This is a genomic window from Methylobacterium sp. Leaf469, assembly GCF_001424745.1.
Lineage (GTDB): Bacteria > Pseudomonadota > Alphaproteobacteria > Rhizobiales > Beijerinckiaceae > Methylobacterium.
The window spans coordinates 16,075-38,756 of sequence record NZ_LMRE01000005.1; the positions used below are offsets into that span (position 1 = coordinate 16,075).

The 22,682-nt window shown below is 69.5% G+C and carries 22 protein-coding genes; 9 read left to right on the forward strand and 13 right to left on the reverse strand.

Annotation, left to right across the window (positions count from 1 at the left end; translation table 11 throughout):
• Positions 1 to 14 precede the first annotated feature (14 nt).
• From ASG60_RS05855 to ASG60_RS05900, 10 genes are all read right to left on the reverse strand, one after another.
• Positions 15 to 668, reverse strand: coding sequence for a protein-L-isoaspartate O-methyltransferase (locus ASG60_RS05855; protein ID WP_056262565.1), 654 nt, complete (start codon positions 666 to 668; stop codon positions 15 to 17).
• Positions 669 to 681: 13 nt separating this feature from the next.
• Positions 682 to 1,446: a 5'/3'-nucleotidase SurE gene (gene surE / locus ASG60_RS05860; RefSeq protein WP_056168181.1), complete on the reverse strand. Its 765-nt coding sequence runs from the start codon at positions 1,444 to 1,446 to the stop codon at positions 682 to 684.
• Entirely contained in the window at positions 1,446 to 2,723 is a 1,278-nt protein-coding gene (serS, locus tag ASG60_RS05865; protein ID WP_056384511.1) for a serine--tRNA ligase, read from the reverse strand. The genes surE and serS overlap by 1 nt, the downstream gene beginning before the upstream one ends.
• A gap of 108 nt (positions 2,724 to 2,831) precedes the next feature.
• Positions 2,832 to 3,632 carry a twin-arginine translocase subunit TatC gene (gene tatC, locus ASG60_RS05870; protein ID WP_056168184.1) on the reverse strand — a complete coding sequence of 267 codons (801 nt, stop codon included), beginning with the start codon at positions 3,630 to 3,632 and terminating at the stop codon, positions 2,832 to 2,834.
• Entirely contained in the window at positions 3,629 to 4,129 is a 501-nt protein-coding gene (gene tatB, locus ASG60_RS21820; protein ID WP_082531630.1) for a Sec-independent protein translocase protein TatB, read from the reverse strand. Before tatB ends, tatC begins: the two co-directional genes overlap by 4 nt.
• Positions 4,130 to 4,260: 131 nt before the next feature.
• Complete coding sequence (locus ASG60_RS05880; RefSeq protein WP_056168191.1) at positions 4,261 to 4,512, reverse strand: twin-arginine translocase TatA/TatE family subunit; 252 nt, start codon at positions 4,510 to 4,512, stop codon at positions 4,261 to 4,263.
• A 196-nt stretch (positions 4,513 to 4,708) separates the two neighbouring features.
• Positions 4,709 to 5,716: a glycoside hydrolase family 3 protein gene (locus ASG60_RS05885; protein WP_056384481.1), complete on the reverse strand. Its 1,008-nt coding sequence runs from the start codon at positions 5,714 to 5,716 to the stop codon at positions 4,709 to 4,711.
• A gap of 186 nt (positions 5,717 to 5,902) precedes the next feature.
• Entirely contained in the window at positions 5,903 to 7,366 is a 1,464-nt protein-coding gene (locus ASG60_RS05890; RefSeq protein ID WP_056384482.1) for an SPOR domain-containing protein, read from the reverse strand.
• Between the two features lie 30 nt (positions 7,367 to 7,396).
• On the reverse strand, positions 7,397 to 9,160 hold the full coding sequence (argS, locus tag ASG60_RS05895) for an arginine--tRNA ligase (RefSeq protein WP_056384483.1): 1,764 nt from the start codon (positions 9,158 to 9,160) through the stop codon (positions 7,397 to 7,399).
• 86 nt (positions 9,161 to 9,246) lie between these two features.
• Positions 9,247 to 10,494 (reverse strand): deoxyguanosinetriphosphate triphosphohydrolase, encoded by a 1,248-nt coding sequence (locus ASG60_RS05900; protein WP_056168207.1) that lies wholly within the window; start codon positions 10,492 to 10,494, stop codon positions 9,247 to 9,249.
• Between the two features lie 96 nt (positions 10,495 to 10,590).
• Here ASG60_RS05900 and ASG60_RS05905 point away from each other — a divergent pair, with 96 nt between their 5' ends.
• Positions 10,591 to 10,917 (forward strand): iron-sulfur cluster assembly accessory protein, encoded by a 327-nt coding sequence (locus tag ASG60_RS05905; protein WP_056384484.1) that lies wholly within the window; start codon positions 10,591 to 10,593, stop codon positions 10,915 to 10,917.
• Positions 10,918 to 11,058: 141 nt separating this feature from the next.
• Entirely contained in the window at positions 11,059 to 12,858 is a 1,800-nt protein-coding gene (locus ASG60_RS05910) for a hypothetical protein (RefSeq protein ID WP_056384485.1), read from the forward strand.
• Positions 12,859 to 12,888: 30 nt separating this feature from the next.
• Here ASG60_RS05910 and ASG60_RS05915 read toward each other — a convergent pair whose 3' ends face one another.
• From ASG60_RS05915 to ASG60_RS05925, 3 genes are all read right to left on the reverse strand, one after another.
• Entirely contained in the window at positions 12,889 to 13,803 is a 915-nt protein-coding gene (locus ASG60_RS05915) for a LysR family transcriptional regulator (protein WP_056384512.1), read from the reverse strand.
• A 20-nt stretch (positions 13,804 to 13,823) separates the two neighbouring features.
• Positions 13,824 to 14,975 carry a ribonuclease D gene (rnd, locus tag ASG60_RS05920; RefSeq protein WP_056168216.1) on the reverse strand — a complete coding sequence of 384 codons (1,152 nt, stop codon included), beginning with the start codon at positions 14,973 to 14,975 and terminating at the stop codon, positions 13,824 to 13,826.
• A 142-nt stretch (positions 14,976 to 15,117) separates the two neighbouring features.
• Complete coding sequence (locus tag ASG60_RS05925; RefSeq protein ID WP_244474213.1) at positions 15,118 to 15,537, reverse strand: hypothetical protein; 420 nt, start codon at positions 15,535 to 15,537, stop codon at positions 15,118 to 15,120.
• A gap of 214 nt (positions 15,538 to 15,751) precedes the next feature.
• Between ASG60_RS05925 and aspS the strand changes: the two genes are divergently transcribed.
• From aspS to ASG60_RS05960, 7 genes are all read left to right on the forward strand, one after another.
• Positions 15,752 to 17,566 (forward strand): aspartate--tRNA ligase, encoded by a 1,815-nt coding sequence (gene aspS / locus ASG60_RS05930; protein WP_056384486.1) that lies wholly within the window; start codon positions 15,752 to 15,754, stop codon positions 17,564 to 17,566.
• Positions 17,567 to 17,827: 261 nt separating this feature from the next.
• Complete coding sequence (locus ASG60_RS05935; RefSeq protein WP_056384487.1) at positions 17,828 to 18,712, forward strand: glycosyltransferase family 2 protein; 885 nt, start codon at positions 17,828 to 17,830, stop codon at positions 18,710 to 18,712.
• Entirely contained in the window at positions 18,709 to 19,773 is a 1,065-nt protein-coding gene (locus tag ASG60_RS05940; protein WP_056384488.1) for an acyltransferase, read from the forward strand. Before ASG60_RS05935 ends, ASG60_RS05940 begins: the two co-directional genes overlap by 4 nt.
• Positions 19,770 to 20,081 (forward strand): hypothetical protein, encoded by a 312-nt coding sequence (locus ASG60_RS05945; protein WP_056384489.1) that lies wholly within the window; start codon positions 19,770 to 19,772, stop codon positions 20,079 to 20,081. Before ASG60_RS05940 ends, ASG60_RS05945 begins: the two co-directional genes overlap by 4 nt.
• 126 nt (positions 20,082 to 20,207) lie before the next feature.
• Positions 20,208 to 21,242: a hypothetical protein gene (locus ASG60_RS05950; protein ID WP_056384490.1), complete on the forward strand. Its 1,035-nt coding sequence runs from the start codon at positions 20,208 to 20,210 to the stop codon at positions 21,240 to 21,242.
• The gene (locus tag ASG60_RS22530) at positions 21,239 to 21,928 is read left to right on the forward strand and encodes a hypothetical protein (RefSeq protein ID WP_156398808.1); all 690 of its coding nucleotides are present in this window, start codon (positions 21,239 to 21,241) and stop codon (positions 21,926 to 21,928) included. The genes ASG60_RS05950 and ASG60_RS22530 overlap by 4 nt, the downstream gene beginning before the upstream one ends.
• Positions 21,929 to 21,981: 53 nt before the next feature.
• Entirely contained in the window at positions 21,982 to 22,677 is a 696-nt protein-coding gene (locus ASG60_RS05960; protein WP_056384492.1) for a hypothetical protein, read from the forward strand.
• Positions 22,678 to 22,682 lie beyond the last annotated feature (5 nt).

Genomic DNA, 22,682 nt, shown 5'->3' on the forward strand with positions numbered 1-22,682 from the left:
TGCGCGTTGCTCCATTACAGGACGCGGGCGCGTCCCGGGGTCAGCGGTGCGAGCCGCAACCCACCGCCGATACGCTCCTGAACGACGCCGTCGGCCCCCATTGCGAGAACGACGAGACGCGCCGTTTCGACCGAGCCCAGTGCTCCGACGAGACGTCCCCCCGGCGCCAGAAATCCGAAAAGGTGGGGCGGCAGGGCGGCTACGGTGCCGTTGAGGAGGATGCGGTCGAAGCGCCCCTCGGGCACGCTGCCAACGTCGAGCCCGTCACCCACCGCGATGGTGGCCCGCACCCGGTCCTCGGGCAGGAGTGCGACGCGGGCATCCTCGGCGAGAAGCGCGTAGCGCTCGACGCTGTGGACGTGGGCTGCCCCGAGCCGCAGCAGCAGGGTGGTCACGTAGCCCGAGCCGGTGCCGATTTCGAGGAGGCGCATGCCGGGGCGCGCGCCGAGTGCCGTCAGCATGGCCGCGATGGCGCTCGGCGCCGTCATGGTCTGCCCGCAGGGCAGCGGCAGGGCGAGGTCGCGCCGGGCGAGGTCGCGATGGGCGCCCGGAGCGAAGCGCTCGCGCGGCACCCGCTCCAGGGCGCGCAGGGTGTCGGTGTCGCGCACCCCCCGCCCCCGCAGGGCCATGACGAAGGCCGCCGCCTCGATGGAGCCGTCCGTCGTCATGGGACGCTCGGCCTCAGCCGGAAAAGCCCTGCGCGAATCGGGTCAGGCTCGGCTCGTCCGTGAGGTCGAGGCGCAGGGGGGTCACCGAGATGCGCTTCTCGGCGATCGCCTTGAGGTCGGTGCCGTTCCCCGGCTGGAACGTCGCCTTGGCGAAGGCCAGCCAGAAATACGGGTTGCCGCGCCCGTCCTGGCGTGCGTCGATGGCGAGCAGCGCCTGATTGCGGAACCCCTGCGCGGTCACCGACGTGCCCTGGACCTCCCCCGGCTCGCAATCGGGAAAGTTCACATTGACGACGATGCCGGGCTCGATCCCGATCTCCAGGATCTTGCGCACCACCCCCGGGCCGTGCTCGGCCGCGCATTGCCACTTGATCGCGCCCCGGCCGCCGGCCCCGTAGGCCTGGCTCAGCGCGATGGACTTCACGTTGAGGATCGTCCCCTCCATGGCCGCCGCGATGGTGCCCGAATAGGTCACGTCCTCGGCGACGTTCTGGCCGCGGTTGACCCCCGACAGGACGAGGTCCGGCCCATGATCCTTGAGAATGTGGCGCACCCCCATGATCACGCAATCGGACGGCGTGCCCTTCACGGCGAAGCGCTTCTCCGACACCTGACGCAGGCGCAACGGATCGTTGAGCGACAGGGAGTGCGAGACGCCCGACTGGTCGGTCTCGGGCGCCACCACCCAGACGTCGTCGGAGATGGCCCGGGCGATCCCCTCAAGGGTTTCGAGCCCCGGCGCGTGGATGCCGTCGTCGTTGGTGACGAGAATGCGCATCAGACTTTGTGTCCCTCGATCCGGTCGATCCCGCCCATGTAGGCCTTCAGTGCCGAGGGCACCGTGACGCTGCCGTCGGGGTTCTGGTAGTTTTCCATCACGGCGATGAGGGTGCGGCCCACCGCCACCCCCGAGCCGTTGAGGGTGTGGACGTAATTCACCGCCTTGCCCGCCCGGAAGCGCGCGTTCATGCGCCGTGCCTGGAAGTCGCCGCAGACCGAGCAGGACGAGATCTCGCGAAAGGTCTCCTGTCCCGGCATCCAGACCTCGATGTCGTAGGTCTTCTGGCTGGCGAACCCCATGTCGCCGGTGCACAGCGTCATGATCCGGTAGGGCAGATCGAGCTTCTTCAGCACCGCTTCCGCCGACCCCAGCATGCGCTCGTGCTCGGCGGCCGACTGGTCCGGCGTGGTGATCGAGACGAGCTCGACCTTGTTGAACTGGTGCTGGCGCAGCATGCCGCGCGTGTCCCGGCCCGCCGAGCCGGCCTCGGCGCGGAAGCACGGGGTCAGGGCGGTGAAGCGTAAGGGGAGTTCTTCCTCGCGCAGAATGCTCTCGCGCACGAGGTTGGTCAGCGGGACTTCGGCCGTGGGGATGAGCCAATGCTCACGGACCGCGAACTGGTCGTCCCGGAACTTCGGCAACTGGGCGGTGCCGAACATCGCTTCGTCCCGCACCATGAGCGGGGGCGCCACCTCGGTGTAGCCGTGCTCGCCCGTGTGCAGATCGAGCATGAACTGACCGAGTGCCCGCTCCAGCCGGGCGAGCTGGCCCTTGAGCACCACGAAGCGCGCGCCCGACATCCGCGAGGCCGCCTCGAAATCCATCAGCCCCGAGGCCTCGCCGATCTCGAAATGCTGCTGGCCCGTGGCGAGCTGCGGGCGGGTCGCCGCGAACCGGCGGTACTCGACGTTGCCGTGCTCGTCGGCGCCCTCGGGTACGTCGAGGTTCGGGCGATTCGGGATCGCGGCGAGCTTCTCGTCCAGGGTCCTGCCGGCCTCGGCCTGGGCCGCCTCCAGCACGGGCGCCTCGTCCTTGAGGCGGGCGACCTCTTCCATGAGTTCGGCGGCGCGGGCCTCGTCCTTGGACTTCTTGGCCCCACCGATCTCCTTGGCGAGCGCGTTGCGCCGCTCCTGATTGGCCTGCGCTGCCGAGGTAGCGCCCTTGCGCACGTCGTCGAGGGCGATCAGCTCGGCCGCGAGCGGCGCCAGCCCACGACGGCGCAGTGCGTCGTCGAAAGCGTCCGGATTCTCGCGGATGACGCGGATGTCGTGCATGGGGTCGCTCGGGCGCAGGCTTTCTGGATAGACGACGAGGCTTTGCAGCATCGACGCCAGCGCGACAAGGGCGGGCGGCTCCCGAGCCGATCCACCCTCACCCCATGCCTACGGCTCCAAGCCCTCGGCCTTGCGCTTGGCTGCGCGCCTCCGCTCGACGCGGCCCACGGAGAAGATCGAGGCTTCGTAGAGCAGGATCATCGGGATCGCGAGGGAGAGCTGCGAGATCACGTCCGGGGGCGTCAGCACGGCGGCGACCACGAAGACGAGCACGATGGCGTAGCGGCGCTTTTCGCGGAGGAACGCCGTGTCGATGATGCCGATCTGGCCGAGCAGGGTCAGGATCACCGGCAGCTGGAACGCGATCCCGAAGGCGAAGATCAGCGTCATGATGAGCGAGAGGTACTCGTCCACCTTCGGCAGGAGGGCGATGGTCGCCTCTCCCGGCTGCCCGATCTGCTGCAGCGACACCGAGAACTGGATGAGCAGCGGCATCGCCAGGAAGAACACCACCAGGGCGCCGAGGATGAAGAACACCGGCGTCGCCACGAGGTAGGGCAGGAAGGCCTGGCGCTCGTTGCGGTAGAGGCCCGGCGCCACGAAGGCGTAGATCTGCGTCGCGATCACCGGAAACGCCAGGAACCCGGCCCCGAACACGCTGAGCTTGATGTTGGTGAACACCTGCTCAAGGAAATGCGTGGCGATGAGCTTGGCGTTCTCGGCCCCCACGATGGAGACGTAGGGCCAGACGAGGATGTTGTAGATGTGCCGCGAGACGAAGAAGCAGGCGAAGAACATCACCACGAAGGCGGCGAGCGACTTGATGAGCCGCGATCGCAATTCGATGAGGTGGTCGAGGAGCGGGGCCCGCGACGCCTCGATGTCGGCGTCATCCGTGGCGTTGGTCATCGGGCTTGATCGGACTGCGAGTTGGCCGGGGAATTCCTGGCCACGACCGGACGGTCCGGCGTCTCGGCCGGCGGCGGGGAAGCGAGGGGATCGGCGGAGGGAGCGGGGTCGATCGAAGCCGGCTCGGGGGCGGGCGCCGGATCGCTCTCGGCGAGCTGGGCGGCGACGTTGGCGAGCGGCTGGGTCGGCGACGGCGTTGTCTTGGTTTGACCGTCCACGGCGCCCTTGATCTCGTCGCGGATGGTCTGGACCGGATTGAACACCGGCCCCATGGTCCCGGCGGCCTTGCGGACCCCGTCGACCTCACGGCGGATTTCGTCGAACTCCGCCTCGCGCACCGCTTCGTTGAACTGCGATTGGAACTCGCCGGCCATGCGGCGCATCTTGGTCGTGATCTGCCCGACCGTGCGCAGGGCCTTGGGCAGGTCCTTTGGACCGATGACGATGAGGGCGACGCCGCCGATCAGCATCACCTCGCCCCAACTCATGTCGAACATTCGTGGACTGTCCCGCGCTCGCGCGATGCCGGTGACGGCGGGGTGCCTATCGCAGGTCGCGCGGGGTTCCGCCAGACCCCGGCGCCGGCCGGCCGAAGCCGGGCCCCGCCGTCACGCGAAACGCCGAACGCTCAGACGACCTTGCGGTCGGCCGTGACGGTGTTGGCGGTCGCCGGCTCGCCCTGGTGCGGCAAGGTCCGCACGGGCTCGCCCGTGCTCGGCGGCGGCACGGCCGTCGGCGCCTCGTCCTCGGCCATCCCCTTCTTGAACGCCTTGATGCCCTTGGCGACGTCGCCCATCAGGTCGGAGATCTTGCCGCGCCCGAACAGCAGCATCACGATGCCGGCGACGATGATCCAGTGCCAGATACTCATGCTGCCCATGGCAACCTCCCGCGCCGGGGGGCTCGAAGCCCGCACGGCACCCACGCGTGTGATCCAGTTCCGGCGAACCTAAGGATCGCGCCCGCCCAGCACAAGAACCGCTTGGAAACCAGTGCGCTCGCGTGAGCGAACGACGAGGCCCGTTCGCGGGCGGGAGCGAGGCGGAATGCCGCGCCGGCTCCGGGGGTCGGCCGGCTCAGGCAGCCATCGCCAAGGCGGCCTCGAACCGGGCGCGCGCCTCGCGCACGTCGAAGGCCGGCGCTCCGGCGGGCAGGCGAGCGAGGGCGTCGTGCGCCCGGCGCAGGGACGCTCCGGCCAGGGCCGGCGCGCCCTCGGCCACCCCGCGCATCTCCGTGAGATCGCCGTTGCAATGCAGGCCGACATCGATCCCCGCCGCGAACGCGGCCTCGGTGCGTGGGCGAAACCCGCCCTGAAGCGCATGCATGGACAGGTCGTCGGTCATCAGGAGACCGTCGAAGCCGATGATCCCGCGAATCACCCGTTCGATGACGAGGGCCGACTGCGTCGCCGGATGGTCGGGATCGAGGGCGGTGAAGACCACGTGGGCGCTCATGGCCATGGGCAGGTCGGCCAGGGCACGGAACGGTGCGAAATCCTGCGCCGTGAGGCTCGCGAGGTCGGCGTCCACCACGGGCAGGCCCTTGTGGCTGTCGCATCCGGCGCGGCCATGGCCGGGGATGTGCTTCATCACCGGCAGCACGCCGCCCTGCATCAAGCCCAGCGCCACGGCCCGGCCGATCTCGGCGACGCGCTCGGGGGTGTTGCCGTAGGCCCGGTCGCCGATGACGTCGTGGGCACCGGCCACGGGCACGTCGAGGACGGGGGCGCAGTCGACGTTGATGCCGACGTTTGCCAGATCGTGCGCCATGAGACGGGCGCCGAGCTCGGCCATGGCGACGGCCGAGCCGTCGAGGCGCCCGAAACGCCCGCCGGCCGGATAGGCCGGCCAGTGCGGCGGCCCCATGCGCTGCACCCGGCCGCCCTCCTGATCGATGAGGATCGGCGCGTCGGCGCGGCCCACGGTGTCGCGCAAGGCCCGGGTCAGCGCCAGCACCTCGTCGGGCGTGCCGATGTTGCGCTTGAACAGAATGAAGCCCCAGGGCGCCACGTCGCGAAAGAACGCGGCCTCCCCCGCCGAGAGGGACTTGCCGGCGCAACCGAGGATCAGGGCACGGGTGGTCATGAACGCGGCGTCCTCGGGACTCGGTGACGCGCGCCGGCCCACTTGGGCCGGGCCGGCGGCGCGACGGGAAGCGCTGGGAGGGAGAATCGGACGGAACGGCGGGCGGACGCAAGCCGAAAGCCTCGGCCGGCACCGCTCCGCAGGGAGCGAGAACCTCGGTTCTTCTCCGGGCGGTGGTTCTAGGCCTCAGTTCTTGGCGACGAAGCACTGGCCGCCGGCACCCTGGAGCTGGGTGCACAGGCTCGTCGCTTCGTTCTTGCCCAGCGGCCCGACGCGCACGCGGTAGAGGGACTTCCCGTTGACCTCGGCCTGACGGATCAGGGCCGGCTGGCCGGCGAGTTGAGTGAACTTGCCCTGCAGCTGCCTGAAGGCGGCCTGGGCCTCGGCGGCGCTGGCGCGCACGCCGAGCTGGACCGAGAAGGAGCCGGCGGCGGGCGCGGGGGATTCGGCGACGGCTGCAGCCGTTGGGCTCACGGCGGCTGTGGTCTCCGGTGCCACGGCCGCGACGCGCTGGGGCGCCTTGACGCGCGGTACGGGAGCGGGGGCCGGAACGACCGGCTCGGGTGCGGGCGCCTCGGCCACGGGCGTCGTGGTCGGAACCGACACGGGCGCGGTGACCCGGGCGCTGCGCGGCCGCAGGGAACCGGCGGCGGTGCTGCCCTCGGCGGGAGCGCCCGGCAGGGTCATGGTCGGGATCACGGATGCCGGCGCAGCCTCGGCGGCCTCGGGCTGCGATGGCGGAACCGGCGTGTCCGGCTTGACCGAGACGGTCCGGACCCGGCGCGGCTCCCCGAGGGATTCGGTCAGGGTCCCGGTCTGCTGCGGGCTGGAACTGCCGGGGGTGGCGCCGCCTTCGCCCGTACGCTGGGCCGAGCGGGCCGCCTGCGCCACGTCGAGTGGCTGTTCCTCGCGGTTGACGATGCGGATCTGCCCGTCCTTGGCGGTGCGGTCGTAGATCTGCTTGTTCTGGTCGGGGATCTCGACGCCGTCGGCCTTCTGCGGCGCGATCTTGAGGGGCGCCGTGTCGGCCAGGATGGTGGGCACGCCGCCGCTGGCGCCGCCGCCCGCATGCAGGCCGCGCCAGGCGAGGCCGCCGGTGATGCAGACTGCCAGCACGCCGAGACCGGCGCCGACGGAAACGAGGCGGCTGCGCTGACGCGGCCGGCCCAGGGTGGCGCGCTCGCCGGAGGCGAACGCATCCTGCTCGGCCTGAGGCGCAGAATCGGCTCCTTGGCTCTGATAGGGGTCCTGCTCCACGGACGCGAGATACTGGTCGAAGGCATCCGTCGGCGAGGACGCGGCGGGCGGTTGATGGGCCGGGGCCTGCGGTTGGGCCGGGCGGCCGGGCGCCACGGACGCATCGACGAAGCTCGGTTCGATGCGCCGGCCCGAGGCCGGGTCGGACCGTCCATCGCGGGCCTCCAAGATGGCGCGGAACGGATCGTCCTGGCCGACGATGCGGGCGAGTTCGGCCAAGGGATCGGATTTGGCATGGGCCTGCGGCGCGCGGACGGGCTGCCCTTGAGGGCCGGCTCCCTGTGAAGCGGGCCCTTGCGAAGCAAGCCCATGCGAAGCGGGCCCTTGGGGCTGCTGCAGATCACGCGCGAAGGCGTCGAAATCGACCGTCGCTCGCGAAGCGTTCGTCGTCATGGCAGCATTCCCCTTCACGCCGCGGTCACCTCACCGCATTTCGTCCGGCGCAGTGACGCCCAACACCGCGAGGCCGGAGGCGATCACGCCCCGCAATGCCTCCACGAGGGCCAATCGGGCCCGGGTTGAGTTTCGGTCGGTTGGATTAACAAACCGTAATTGCGGCAAGTCTTTGCCCTTGTTCCAGAAACCATGCAGCGAACTGGCGAGCTCGTAGAGGTAGAAGGCCACGCGGTGCGGCTCGTGTGCCCCGGCCGCCGCCTCGATCACGCGCGGATACTGGGCGATGAGCCGCATGATCTCGGCCTCGCCGGAATCGGTGAGCAGCCCGAGGTCGGCGTCGCGAAGCAGGCCATCCCGCGAAAAGTCCTCCGTCGGCATCGCCTCCCGGGCCTGGCGGAACACCGAGAAGCAGCGCGCATGGGCGTACTGCACGTAGAAGACCGGGTTGTCCTTGGATTGCTCGACCACCTTGGCGAGGTCGAAATCGAGGGTCGCGTCGTTCTTGCGGTAGAGCATCATGAAACGGATCGCGTCGCGCCCGACCTCGTCGACGACCTCGGCCAGGGTGATAAATTCGCCGGCGCGCTTCGACATCTTCACGGGCTCGCCCGCGCGCAACAGCCGCACGAGCTGGCACAGCTTGACGTCGAGGGTGGCGTGCCCCCCGCTCACCGCCTTCACCGCCGCCTGCATGCGCTTGACGTAGCCGCCGTGATCGGCCCCGAGCACGTCGATGAGGTCGGTGGCGCCGCGCTCGATCTTGGTCCGGTGGTAGGCGATGTCGGAGGCGAAGTAGGTGAACGAGCCGTCCGACTTCAGGAGCGGCCGGTCGACGTCGTCGCCGAACTCCACCGTGCGGAACAGGGTCTGCTCGCGGTCCTCCCAATCCTCGGGCAGCTGGCCCTTGGGCGGCGGCAGGCGGCCCTCGTAGACGAGGCCCTTCTCACGGAGTTCCGCGAGGAGGACCGGCACCGCCTGCGCGAGGGTGGCTTCGGAGAAGAACACGTCGTGGTGGATGCCGAGCCGGGCCAGATCGCCCCGGATCAGATCCATCATCGCGTCGATGGAAAAGGCCCGCACGGTGGGAAGCCATTCGGCTTCCGGTTGGTCCAGGAGGGCCCGCCCATGCGTCTCGGCCAGCGCCCGGCCCACGGGCACGAGGTAGTCGCCTGGATAGAGGCCCTCGGGGACCGGCCCGACATCTTCGCCGAGGGCCTCGCGGTACCGGAGGAAGGCGGAGCGGGCGAGCACGTCGACCTGCGCGCCCGCATCGTTGATGTAGTATTCGCGCGTCACGTCGCGGCCCGAGGCGACGAGGAGGTTGGCGAGCGCATCGCCGAACACCGCACCGCGCCCATGGCCGACATGCATCGGCCCGGTGGGATTGGCCGAGACGTACTCGATGTTGACCCTGCCCGCAGAGCCGTGTGCCGCCTGCCTGACGCCACGCCCGTAGGCATCGCCCTCGCTCAAGGCCGCCCGCACCACGGCGTGGAACAGGTCCGGCGCCAGCCGAAGGTTGATGAAGCCGGGACCGGCGACGCTCGCCTCGACCACGTCCGGGTCCTTGCGCAACTCCGCCGCCAGGGCCTCGCCCAGCGCCTTCGGGTTGGTCTTCGCCTCCTTGGCCAGCACAAGGGCGGCGTTGGTGGCGAGATCCCCGTGGCTCGCGTCGCGGGGCGGCTCCACCACCACGCGCGACAGGTCGAGCCCCTCGGGCAGCTGTCCGGCCCGGATCAGGCCCTGCACGGCCGCGCGCACGCGCGCCTCGAAGGTGGCGAAGATGTTCATCGGTGATCGGTTTCCGCTCGCGACGGCCGCCGCGTCACGACGGCCCACGCCTCAAGTGGGGGGCATACCAACCGGGCGCACGGGTGTCACGGCTCGGCCAGCGGCAGGCCCTTGCTCTCCGGGCTCCAATGCAGGTCGGGCGTCGCCGTGAAAAGGCGCTTGTGGGCGAGCACCGCGTAGGTGTCGGTCATGCCGGCGATGTAGTCGGCCACCCGGCGGGCGACGCGACCCGCGCTCGCGCCCTCCAGCCCGTCCGACCATTCCTCCGGCATGGCGCGGGGCTCGGCGGTGAACCGCGAAAACAGGTCGGCGACGATGATGTCCGCCTTGGCGCGCACGGCGAGGACGCCGGGATGGCGGTACATGCGGGCGAACAGGAAGGTCTTGATCGCCGCATCCGCCGCCGCGATGGCGGGCGAGAACGCGACGACGGGGGCGGACGCCGCCCGGATGGCGGCGACGTCGCCGGGCGCCAGGGCGGCGATGCGGCGCCCGCTCTCGGCGATGACGTCCTCGACGAAGCGGGTGATCACCCGCCGCGCCAGCTCGTGAATCTTTCGCGATGGGTCGAGGGTCGGATAGAGCCCGTCGATTTCCGCCAGGATCTCGGCGAGGAACGGCACGGCGTCGAGGTCGGCGAGATCGAACAGGCCGGCGCGCAGGCCGTCGTCGAGGTCGTGGCTGTCGTAGGCGATGTCGTCGGCGAGCGCCGCCGCCTGCGCTTCCGGCCCGGCGAAGCGCGCGAGTTCGAGATCGTTCAGGCGATCGTATTCGAGGATCGCCGCCGGAATGCCGCGCGTCGCCCAGCGCGGGGTCGGCGTCCCGTCCGCCTCCAGCAGGGGACCGTTGTGCTTGACCAGGCCCTCCAGGGTCTCCCAGGCGAGGTTGAGTCCGTCGAAGCCGGCGTAGCGCCGCTCCAGCCGGGTGACGATGCGCAGGGCCTGGGCGTTGTGGTCGAAGCCACCGTGCCCACGCATCAGCGCGTCCAGGGCATCCTCGCCGGTGTGGCCGAAGCAGGTGTGGCCGAGGTCGTGGCTGAGGGCGAGGGCCTCGGCGAGATCCTCGTCGAGGCCGAGCGCCCGGGCGAGCGCGCGGGCGATCTGGCTCACCTCCAGGGTATGGGTGAGGCGGGTGCGATAGTGGTCGCCCTCGTGGTGCACGAAGACCTGGGTCTTGTGCTTGAGGCGCCGGAAGGCGGAGGAGTGGATGATACGGTCGCGGTCGCGCTGGAAGTCGCTGCGCGTCGGCGAGGACGCTTCGGGAATCAGCCGCCCGCGCGTCGTGGCCGGGTCCGTCGCATAGGGCGCCCTCCAGCGCTCACCGTTGTGCCGCACGTCATCCCCCCGTCGCGCCGCGTTGCAGCGCGTGCTTGCCGAGCCTATCTTGTGCGCCTGAGCGCATCTGGCAATCGACGAGACCCGAGCATCACGATGGCCGACATCACCCTGACCCCGCGCGCGGCGAAGCGCATCAACGAGATCATGGGCGCCGAGCCCCCGGGCGCGTCCCTGCGGATCAGCGTGAACGGCGGCGGCTGCTCGGGCTTCTCCTACGCCTTCGACATCGAGCGGGCACGGGCCACCGACGACGTGGCCATCGAGCGCGACGGTGCCACGGTGCTCGTCGACCCCATGTCGCTCGAATACATGAGTGGCTCGGTCATCGACTTCGTCAACGACCTCATCGGCCAGTCGTTCAAGATCGAGAACCCGCTGGCCACCGCGTCCTGCGGTTGCGGCACGTCGTTCTCCCTGTAGGGTTTCGCCCGCACGTCCGTCGATCCGGACGCCCCCGGCAATTGCCACATCCCGCGAACTGCGGCACGGATGCGTCGTCCATGGCGCCCCCGCGGCGCGCCCTCCCCTGAAGCGCCGTTTGCCAGCGATCCGGAAAACCCCATGACCTGCTCGAAAGGCCGCCCCCTCCTGCGCTGGGCGACCGGCGCCTCGGCCTGCGTCCTCGTCCTCCTCGGCGCCGGCCTGCCGGTGGGACCCGGGCCCGCCTGGGCCCAGGAGGCCGCCTCCGCCGTTCAGGACGTGACCCTGACGGACGTGACTCTGCCGCTGGGCGACGCGGTGCTGAAGGCCGCGCGCGTCACGGTCAGCGGCACGCGCCTGTCGAAGGACGAACTCCTCGCCCTGCTCCGCCCCGGCCCCGAGCCCGTGGCGTCGCGCCTCGCCCGCCTCGATGCGGCGAGCCTCGTGATCCCGGACCTGCGCATCGAGGGTGGGTCCAAGGGCGTGCGGGAGACGGTGACCTACGGCAACGTCGTCGCCAAGGACGTGCGCGCCGGACGGATCGCCGAGCTCACCTCCACGGGGGCGGTCCTCACCGTGGAGGGCGAGCGCAAGGGTGCCGGGTCCTACGGTCCGCTCCAGGCCACCGACCTCGATCTGGCGGCCCTGGCCCGGCTCTATGCCGAACCGGGTGACGGCAAGGGTGCCCTGCAGCGGATCTACGGCACGTTCGCCGTGGCGGACATCGCCTTCGTCGACGCCAAGGGCATGGCAGTGAAATTCGCCCGCATCCAGGGTCGCGACCTCAGCGCCCGGCCGGTGCCGGGCACATGGGCCGGGGCCTTGGCGGCGCTGACCGCCCCCGGTCTCGCCGAAGCGCCGCCCGCCACCCGCGCCAAGCTGTCGGCCAACGCCGCGGACCTCGCCGAAGCGGTGACGCTCGGCGGCTTCGAGGCCACCGGCCTCAGCGTCCAGCACACCACGGGGCCGACGCCGCTGAACCTCGCCATCGACCGCATCCAGGTCGGCGGCTCGGATGCGAGCCTCGAGGGCATCACCCTGGCGAGCAACGGGCTCGATGCGAAGGCCGCGCGCCTGTCGTTGAACGGCTTCTCCATCGCCCCCACCATCGCGGCGCTGCGCAAACTCGCAGCGACGCCCGACGCCACGGACGAGGACCTGCGCCGGCTGACTCCGGTGATCGGGACCCTCGCCCTCAGCGACCTCAGCCTCGACCTGTCCGGCGATCCGGGTGCGAAGGCCCAGGATCCGGTGGTGAAGACCGAGCCGTTGCATGTGGGCCTGCGCGCGGCGACGTTCAATTTCGGGCCACCCCGCGACGGCGTCCCCACGGCCGGGCGCATCGACCTCGCGGGCCTGACCCTGCCGGCCTCCGCCGTGGCGGGCGTGCCCGGCCTCGGGTCCCTCGGCCTCTACGGCTACCGCGACCTCGATCTCACCGTGGTGGCCGACACCGCCTGGGATGCTGCGGCCAAGGAACTCAAGCTCGGCGAGATCTCGATCTCGGGCAAGGACATGGGCACGGTGCGGGTCAACGGCATGCTCGGCGGCATCGGCCCCGAGGTGTTCGACCCCGATGCCGGCGTGTCGGGCTTCGCCATGCTGTCGGCCACCGCCAAGGCCCTCGATCTCACCATCGAGAACACCGGCCTGTTCGAGCGCTTCATCGCGGCCCAGTCCAAGGTCCTCAGCCTCAAGCCCGAGGAACTGAAGCAGGAATACGTCACGGCGAGCCTCTACGGCGTGCCGGCGATCCTGGGCAATTCGGCCGGCGCCAAGGCCATCGGCGCGGCCATGGGCCAGTTCGTGGCCAAGCCCGGCACCCTGTCCCTGAGCGTCCGCCCCCGGAACGGAACCGGCATCGGCATGCTGGAGTTCAGCGCCAGCCCGACCCCGGCCGCCGTCCTCGACCGTCTGACCATCGACGCCAAGGCGAACTGAGCCGCACCGCACGCGGCCCGATGCGCGGTGCTAAGGTGCCGGCTCGTCTTGAGCGGTCCGCGCATCGGCCTCGGCCGCTGCCCACACCGCCTCGACGGCGGCGCGGGTTCGGGCACGATCACGGTAGAGCCGGATCTCCAGGGGGACCGCCGCCCCGGTGGCGACCAGGCGGCCTTCGGCCAGTTCGCGGGTGACGAGGCTGCGCGGCACCCAGGCGAGGCCGTGGCCCTCCAGCGCCATGGCCTTCAACGCCTCCGCCATGGCGTTGGCGTTGGTGTGCGCGACACGCCCCGGCGGCACCTCCCCCTGCGCCGTCCCCTGCGCCTGCGCGAACAGGCTCACGCGGCCGAGAAAGGAGTCGGCGGCATAGGCCAGCAGCGGCGTCGGCGCATCCGCGCTCGGCACCGGCAGGGTCGGCCCATGCACCGCCACCAGCGCATCCGCCCCGACCACGCGGTGGGGATAGAACTCCGGATCGAGGAGGATCGGCACGCTGGGGTGGTGGAAGGTGAGCAGGAAGTCGTAGCCGCCCTCGGCGATGGCCTGGAGGCAGTTGTGAAAATCGTCCGGCAGAAGCCGTGTCCCGATGGGACCGGTGCGCGCCTCGATGGCCCGGAACCAGGCGGGGAAGAAGGCGAGCGACAGGGTGTGCAGGGCGGCGACACTCACCACCGGACCGCCCGATCCCGTGCCGGCGCGCAGATCGACGCGGCTCGCCTGGAGCATCCGCACGGTCTCCTCCGCGGTCTCGCGGAAGCGCCGGCCCGCCGGCGTCAGGGTGGTGGGGTAGGTGCTGCGGTCGATGAGGCCGACGCCGAGCCAGAGTTCCAGGGCCTGGATCCGGCGGCTGAAGGCCGATTGGGTGACGTGGCGCGCCTCGGCCGAGCGGGAGAAGCTGCGGGTCTCGGCGAGGCTGAGGAAATCCTCCAGCCATTTCAGCTCCACCGCGCGCTCCTCGCCGATGATCAATCCAGTTCGCGCACCACCACGCGCCCGCGCTCGGCCGAGAGGGCGAGGCGGCCGGCCTTGAGGGCGAGGGCCTTCTCGCCGAACAGCGCCCGGCGCCAGCCGTGCAGCACCGGCACGTCGGCCGCGTCGTCGTCGGCGATGGCTTCGAGATCGTCCACGGAGGCGATGATCTTCGGGGCGACGCCTTCGGTCTCGCACACGGCCTTCAGCAGAACCTTGAGGAGTTCGACAAGGGCCCCGTTGCCGCCGCGGCCGCGGCTGCGCTCGGGCAGGGCGATGTCGGTGAGATCGCGGGCGAAGCCCCGCTCCACCGCCGCCAGGATGTCCGTACCCGTGCGCGAGCGCTCGAACCCGGCGGGGATGGAGCGCAGGCGGCCGAGGGCCTCGACGCTGCGGGGGGCCGAGGACGCGACGTCGATCACGGCCTCGTCCTTGAGGATGCGCCCGCGCGGTACGTTGCGGCTCTGCGCCTCGCGCTCGCGCCAGGCCGCGACCTCGATGAGCACGGCGATCTCGCGCGGCTTGCGCATGCGCCCCGCGAGGCGGCGCCACGCCTGCGACGGGTCGGCCTTGTAGGTCTCCGGCGAGGTGAGGACGCTCATCTCCTCGTCGAGCCACTCGCCCCGGTCCGTGGAGAGGAGCTGCCCGGCGAGCACCTCGTAGACCTTCACGAGGTGGGTGACGTCCGAGAGGGCGTAGCTCGACTGCGCGTCGGAAAGCGGGCGCCGCGACCAGTCGGTGAAGCGCGAGGACTTGTCGATCTTGGCCTTGGCCACATCGTTGACGAGCTGTTCGTAGGAGACCGAATCGCCGTAGCCACACACCATGGCGGCCACTTGCGTGTCGAAGAACGGCTGTGGCAGCAGGCCTCCGAGCAACCAGATGATCTCGAGGTCCTGCCGGGCCGAGTGGAACACCTTGACCACGCCCTCGTCGGCCATCAGCGCGAAGAACGGCGCGAGGTCGAGGTCGGGCGAGAGCGGATCGACGAGCACCCCCGAACCGTCCGGCCCCGCCATCTGGATGAGGCAGAGCTTCGGGTAGTAGGTGGTCTCGCGCATGAACTCCGTGTCGACGGTCACGAAGGGGTGCGCGGCAAAGCGGTCGCAGGCCTCGGCGAGGGCGTGCGTGGTCGAGATCAGGTCCATGGAATTCGGCTATATCGGAGGTTGACGCCTCAGGCGAGATCGTATCCCGCGCCGCGCTCGCCTATCCCCCTAATACCGGCGAGCCGACGCAGCTCAACCGAAGGCCCCCGCCGAGATTCTCTTACCGCCCCCCGCGATCCCGTTACGCGGCGCGCTGGCCGGAGCGGTTCCGGCGGGCGAGGCGCCGCACCAGATCGGCGCGCTGACGCCGCTGCGCCTCGGCACGGGCGAGGAGCCAGTCGAGGATTCCCGTCTCGATCCGCGTCCCGCCCTCCTCCGTGAGGCGCCGGATGCGGTCGACCCGGAAGCCGCGATAGCCGCCACGCGCCCGGTCGATGCCGCCCAGCAGGGTCCGGCCCGGCCCGAGCCGTAATTCCCGCGCGTCGAGAACGCGGCGGCTCCAGATTCCGCGGGAATCCTCGTAGGTGATCTCGAAGCGGCCATCGAGCGGCAGAACCTGCCATGCGCCGGCCTGATGCGTGGCTTGGCCGGCACCGGTTCCGCGCCCCGAAGCGGCGACGGACGCCACATTCAGAATATCAAAAAAAGCGTTTGAATTCATGGACCTGATATGGGGATCGTGTGCCTTCTCCGAAAGGCCCCCACGCGCTTTGCCGACGTCATCCCCGCTGCGTCCGGCCCCCATCAGGGGGCAACGACGGGGCATCGTCGCGGCGACCCGTCCGCCTCGATGCCACGCTCCCCTCGAAGCCGCGCTCGCCTTGACTTGAACGCCCCCGCGTGAATGGTGCCGGGCTCATTCGATAGAGCCCGCCATGCACCGTTATCGTACCCACACCTGCGGGGCGCTCCGCCCCTCGGACGTCGGCCAGACCGTTCGCCTCTCGGGCTGGTGCCACCGCATCCGCGACCATGGCGGCGTGCTGTTCATCGACCTGCGCGACCATTACGGCCGCACCCAGTGCGTGGTGGATTCGGACTCGAAGGCATTCCAGGGCGCGAACCTCGCCCGCTCCGAATGGGTGATCCGCATCGACGGCCGCGTGCGGACCCGCCCGGCCGGCACCGAGAACCCCGACCTGCCCACCGGCACCATCGAGGTCTACATCGACGACCTCGAAGTGCTCGGCCCGGCCGGCGAATTGCCGGTCCCGGTGTTCGGCGACCAGGACTACCCGGAGGAGACGCGGCTGAAGTACCGCTTCCTCGATCTGCGCCGGGACAAGCTGCACGCCAACATCATGAAGCGCGGCGCGATCATCGATTCGCTTCGCCGCCGCATGCGCGAGGGCGGGTTCTTCGAGTTCCAGACGCCGATCCTCACCGCTTCGTCCCCCGAAGGTGCGCGCGACTACCTCGTGCCGTCCCGCGTCCATCCCGGAAAATTCTACGCGCTGCCGCAGGCGCCGCAGCAGTTCAAGCAGCTGACGATGATCGCCGGCTTCGATCGCTACTTCCAGATCGCCCCGTGCTTTCGCGACGAGGACGCCCGCGCCGACCGCTCGCCGGGCGAGTTCTACCAGCTCGACATCGAGATGAGCTTCGTCACGCAGGAGGACGTGTTCCAGTCCGTCGAGCCGGTGCTGCGGGACGTCTTCCTCGAATTCGCCGACGGCAAGCGCGTCACCGAGACCTTCCCGCGCATTCCCTACGCCGAGTCGATGCTGAAATACGGCGTCGACAAGCCGGACCTGCGCAACCCACTGATCATCGCCGACGTGACGGAGGCGTTCGCCCGCGAGGACGTGGCGTTCAAGGCGTTCAAGGGCGTGATCGCGTCCGGCGGCGTGGTCCGCGCCATCCCGGCGACCGGCGCCGCGACGCAGCCGCGCTCGTTCTTCGACAAGCTCAACGACTTCGCCCGCGCCGAGGGTGCGCCGGGCCTCGGCTACATCGTGTTCGAGGATGTCGACGGCGTGCTCACGGGCAAGGGTCCCATCGCGAAGTTCATCCCGGCCGAGGTCCAGGCCCTGATCGCCGACACCACCGGCACCAAGGCCGGCGACGCGGTGTTCTTCTCCGCCGGCACCGAGGCCAAGGCGGCCGCCCTCGCCGGCAAGGCCCGCATCCGGATCGCCGACGAACTGAACCTGTCCGACAAGGACCAGTTCGCGTTCTGCTGGATCACCGACTTCCCGATGTACGAGTGGAACGAGGACGACAAGAAGATCGACTTCTCCCACAACCCGTTCTCGATGCCGAACTTCGACCGCGAGGCGTTCCTCGCCCTCGACCCTTCGGACGAGAAGACGATCCTCGGCATCAAGGCGTTCCAGTACGACATCGTCTGCAACGGCACCGAACTCTCGTCGGGGGCCATCCGCAACCATCGCCCCGAGGTGATGGAGAAGGCCTTCGGTCTCGCCGGCTACGGCCAGGACGTGCTCGAAGAAAAATTCGGCGGCATGCTCAACGCGCTGAAGCTCGGCGCCCCGCCGCATGGCGGCATCGCGCCGGGCATCGACCGCATCGTCATGCTGCTCTGCGGCGAGCAGAACCTGCGCGAGGTGGTGCTGTTCCCCATGAACCAGCGCGCCGAGGACCTGATGATGGGCGCCCCCGCCGAGGCGACGCCGAAGCAGCTGCGCGAGTTGCACATCCGCCTCAACCTGCCCGAGAAGAGCGCCTGAGGCGCGCCCTCCCCCGCGCTTTGTCCTGAAGGATGTGTGGGGGACGGCCCCCCCACACACCTCATCCTGAGGTGCCGGAGCGCAGCGGAGGCCTCGAAGGAGGGCTCCAGATATCACCGCATCCCTGGAGGCCTCCTTCGAGGCCGCTTCGCGGCATCTCAGGATGAGGTCGCGTGGGGGGGACGAAAGACCCGATCGACAGGCAGGGCGGATTGTCCGGCCTCGCCGTTCATCGGATGACGCTGGACAGGAGACGTTGCCGTGCCGAGCCTCGTCGCCATCGTCGTCACCCATGACAGCGCGCACGCCCTGCCGGGCTGCCTCGCCGCACTCGCCGCCGAGCACGTGCCGGCGCTTGTGGTGGACAATGCCAGCCGGGACGCGTCCGTGGCCCTCGCCGAAGCGGCGGGCGCGCAGGTGGTGCGCAACGCCCGCAACGAGGGCTACGGCCGGGCCAACAATCGCGGGGTCCGTGCCGCCGTCCAGGCCGAGCGCGTCCTCATCCTCAACCCCGACGTGACCCTCGGGTCCGGGGCCGTCGACGCCCTGCTGGCCGCCGCCCGCGCCTACCCGGATGCGGGGCTCCTGGCCCCCCGCCTCGTGGAGCCGGACGGGCGGTTCTTCTACCAGCCGCGCTCGCTGCTCGCGCCGTACCTGACCAATCGCAAGGGCAAGCGCGCCCCGCCCGAGGGCGATGCCTGCGCGCCGTTCCTGTCCGGCGCCTGCCTGATGATCCGGCGCGACCTGTTTCTCGATCTCGGCGGCTTCGACCCGAACCTGTTCCTGTTCTACGAGGACGACGACCTGTGCCGGCGCGTGGCCGATGCGGGCCGCGCCCTCGTGCACGTCCACGGTGCGCAAGCCCTGCACGGGCGCGGGGGCTCCTCGGCGCCGGAGCCCGGCCGGGTGTTCCGCACCCGCTGGCATCAGGCGTGGTCCCGTGCCTACGTCTCCCGCAAATACGGCCTGCCCGACCCGAGCCCGGGGATGCTCGCCGTCAACGCACCCAAGGCGGCGCTCGCCCGCCTCGTCGGGCACCGCGCCCTATGGGAGCGCTACGGCGGCTCGACGGCCGGGGCGCTGGCCGCCCTGCGCGGCCGCAGCGCCCTCGATCACGAAGGACTGGACCGCGAGGAGTCCGTGTGACCGCGAAAACCTTCGGGCAGGCCCTGGCCCGGCCGCACAATGGCTTCTCCGTCCTGCGCCTCGCGCTGGCCACCGCCGTGGTGGTGTCCCACGCCTTCAGCGTCACGAGCGGACAGCCCCTCGACGAGCCCCTTGCGCGGATGACGGGCTTCTCGCTCGGGGCGCATGCGGTCAACGGCTTCTTCGCCGTCTCGGGGTTTCTCGTCGCCATGAGCCTGGAGCGGCGGGGCGCCGGCGACTACGTGCTGGCCCGCGCCCTGCGCATCCTGCCGGGCGTGGTCGTGGCGACCCTCATCGTGACCCTGGTCCTCGGCCCCGCCCTGACCCGCCTGCCCCTGGCCGAATACCTCCAGGCCCCCGGCCCGTGGCTTTTCATCCGCGACACCCTGACGACGTTCAAGAGCAACGCGAGCCTGCCGGGGGTGTTTGCCGACAACCCCTACCGTTCGCCGCTGGGCACGGTCTGGACCCTGAAATACGAGGTGTTGTGCTACCTCGGGCTATTGGCCGCCGGGCTCGCGGGCCTCCTGCGGCGCGGGCCGGCCCTTGCGCTCGTGGCGGCCCTCGCCCTCGGTCTGGCGGCGGCGGCGTTCCTCCATCCCGGCCTGTCCGAGGGCGCGGAGACGCGCTTTCGCCTGCCGCTGCTGTTCGCCTCGGGCTCCGCCCTCTACCTCTGGCGCGACCGGCTCGGCCACCGGGCGTGGCCCCTGGCGCTCCTCGCCCTGGCGACCGCCCTCCTACAGGGCACGCCGCTGTATCGGAGCCTCCTGTTCCTCACGGAGGCCTACGGCGCCATCTGGCTGGCCCTGTGCCCGGCGCTGGCCCGCCCGGCCTTCGCGCCGCGGGCCGACCTCTCCTACGGGATCTACCTCTACGGCTGGCCGATCCAGCAGAGCCTGCACGCCCTGGTGCCCAGCGCTTCACCGTGGCTGCTGCTGCTCCCGTCCATGGCGCTCACCGGCCTCGTGGCGGCCGCGTCGTGGGTCACCGTCGAGAAGCCGGCCCTGCGGCTCAAGGCACGGGCCCTGGCGGGACGGGCGCCCCGGGCGGTGGTGTCGTGAGTCTCCTCGCCCCGCAGGCGGCCCTCGCCCGGGCGGTGGCCGGGGTGATCGCCCACGGCTTTGCCATCGTGGCCCGCAACACCCGGGGGGACAGCGTCTACCTCAAGCCCGAGGGCTGTGCCTTCGCCCTGCGGATCTCCAACCACGCTCGTACGCCGAAGCAGCGCAAGAACCACCCCGACGCCATTGCGAGCCTCGTCATCCGCACCCCGCAGACGGAGCGCGGCGTCGACGCCCTCGTGACGGAAGCCCTGCGGAATTTCGCCGGTGCCCGCCGGAGCCGCGAGGCGCTTCCGACCATCGACTGAGCGGGAACCGGGGGCCTTCGCATCCCGACCACATCATGACACCGCGCCTAAGATAGGTTTTTATTGATATTTAGATGATGCCTTGATACACAACCGATGGTTGGATTCGCTTGCGGAGCCCCATCGATGTCGCTTTCCCCCGATCACCGCACCAAGCTCCTCCGCCTGCGTTCCACGATCGCCGGCCTGTCCGTCACCCTCGGCTTCGTGCGCCTGCAGCGGGCGCTGTCCCGCAAGTACGATCCGGATCAACCCCGAGAGCCCGCGGGAAGCCCCGGCGGCGGACGCTGGGCGTCGAACGGCGGCGGCCAGGGCACATCCGGACAGAGTTCGTCGGGTGCGGAGGAGACCGTCACCGAGGACGGGTCGCGGGTCCTGTCCCTGCGCATCCGCAGCCAGCCTCATCAGGACTGGGACGAGCAGCACACCGTCATCGCCTCCGACGGCACGCGCACCATCTTCGAGATGGCGGGCCGGACCCAGACCATCCGCGACGGCGAAACTGGGACGATCCTTGCCCGCAGCACTCTGGTCAACGGCTGGGCGGAGCCAGAGGCCTTCGTTCAGCAGACGGGGGCTTCGACCCTTGCCCGGGCAAGTTCCAGAGCCCTCTACAATGCCGGTGCAGCATTGCTCGCTGCACTCTCCGTCCGAAAAAGCCGAGATGGTTCAGCGATCTTTGAGGCGCCAGCCAGCCTGTACGAGCGCCGGCAGGGCCCGGACAAGCCAGTGGTTTGGGTTGGTTTGGTCGAGGAGCAGGAACTGAGGGCCGCCTGCCCGCGTCGCGGCGAGGTTCAGGTGATTCTCGATGAGGCCGTCGATGAAGTGCGAGCAAGCGGCGGCTTCAAGGACGCACAAGATTTTGGCAACAAGGTCCATGCGGTGGCTGCTCGCAAGATTACCAATCTCAAAGATCCGAACCTTGTCGCGGAAGTCTCATACGTTCCTGGCAAATCAGCAGCCCAGCCATATGGCATTCGGTCTTCACTTCGTCTCGACGTACTCGAACGAAGCGTCCCACGCACGGTCTGCATCCACGATCACAAGACCGGAGAGAGTCAGATCAGTGCAGTTCGCGCCACGACCATCGCCGAAATGATTGCGAGGAACTTTCCAGACACGCAGCGGATCATCGTCACAGAAATAAGGCCGACCAGATGACGAGCGCCAAGCAAATCAAGCATATCTTTAAACCATTGATCAATCGGCACGCCGATCTTACCCAAATCGGCAGCCACTGGCTCTACATATCCCCTATTCGCCACGTCGCGCTCCGCATTCTGATTGATAGAACATCCGATAAGAATCTATGCAAGCCGCAACTCACGATGCTGAACACATTTATTCCAGACGTCCAACCTCAGACAAGCATTGGATATTCCATTCAATTGGATCGCCCTTCGCTTTCACATCAGCACTGGTACTGGTCCGATCCCGAAATGATCGCGGATCTCGTTTCCTCTATAGAGACGGAGGGGTTACCACGACTCCGCGCGATCGATTCGCTTGAAGCGTTCTGGACTATTTATGACGGCAGCGATCACATCTTCGCACAGCAATGGCCAGAAGACCGCATGATCTGCCTCATCGCGCTCGGCGACATCGACGCAGCGCGCGCCATTTGCGAAACCCTGGAACCGGAGCTGCGAGGGGACTCGTTTCCGAACGACATCTGGGTCCAGAACCGACGCAGAAAGTTCCTGGCCGTCGCCGAGCCCCTCCGCATCGGAGACCGCGTAACGCTCGCAACGATCCTCCACGGTTGGGAGGCCGACAACATCCGGGGCACGAAGCTCGAGCCCTATTGGGAGCCGACGCCGTTTCCACTGGAACGGTCATCGACCTGAAGGAAGTTCAGCACCACGGACACGTCACCCGCGACGAAGGTGAGACCACTCCGATGACGACCGCACGCCAAGCCAGAACCATCTTCCGTCCGCTTGCCAAGCGTAACCCCGACTTCGCCTATACCGGCGGGCGCAGCCTTTGGCTCACGCCCATTCGCCACACGGTGTCGCGCGTCTTCATTGATCGCACCTCCGATTCAGGCTCATTCCAAATTGGGTGGGCCATCCTCGCAACGTTCATTCCCGAGCATAGCCTGCCTGGGACAATCGGAAACTGCGCAGGCAAGCTTTACCCGTTCGCTCAGGATCAGTTCGCATACTGGGAGTGGTCCGACCCCGCCGCGATAAGTGCCGCAATCCCCATAATCGAAGCCGAAGCCCTGCCGCACCTGCGGTCGTTCGATGGCCTGGAGTCGTGGGCGACCTATTACCGCGAAACCTTCCCGATCGCCCTGAAGGGCTTCCCGCACGAGCGGCTCATCCTCGACATCGCCCTGGGCAACCTGCCGGCCGCGCACGCGCAGCTCGCCAAACTCCTCCCGCATTTCCGGGAGAACAAGCATCCGGATCAGCCGATGTACCAATACATGCGCAGCCTGATCCTGCCCGTCGCCGAGCCGCTCCTGGCCGACGACCGGCCGGCGCTGGCGGCGATCCTCCACGGCTGGGAAGCCGAAAACATCCGCACCGCGAAGCTCGAGCGCTACTGGGAGCCGACGCCGTTTCCCCTGGAGCGGGCGCCGACCTGAACGCC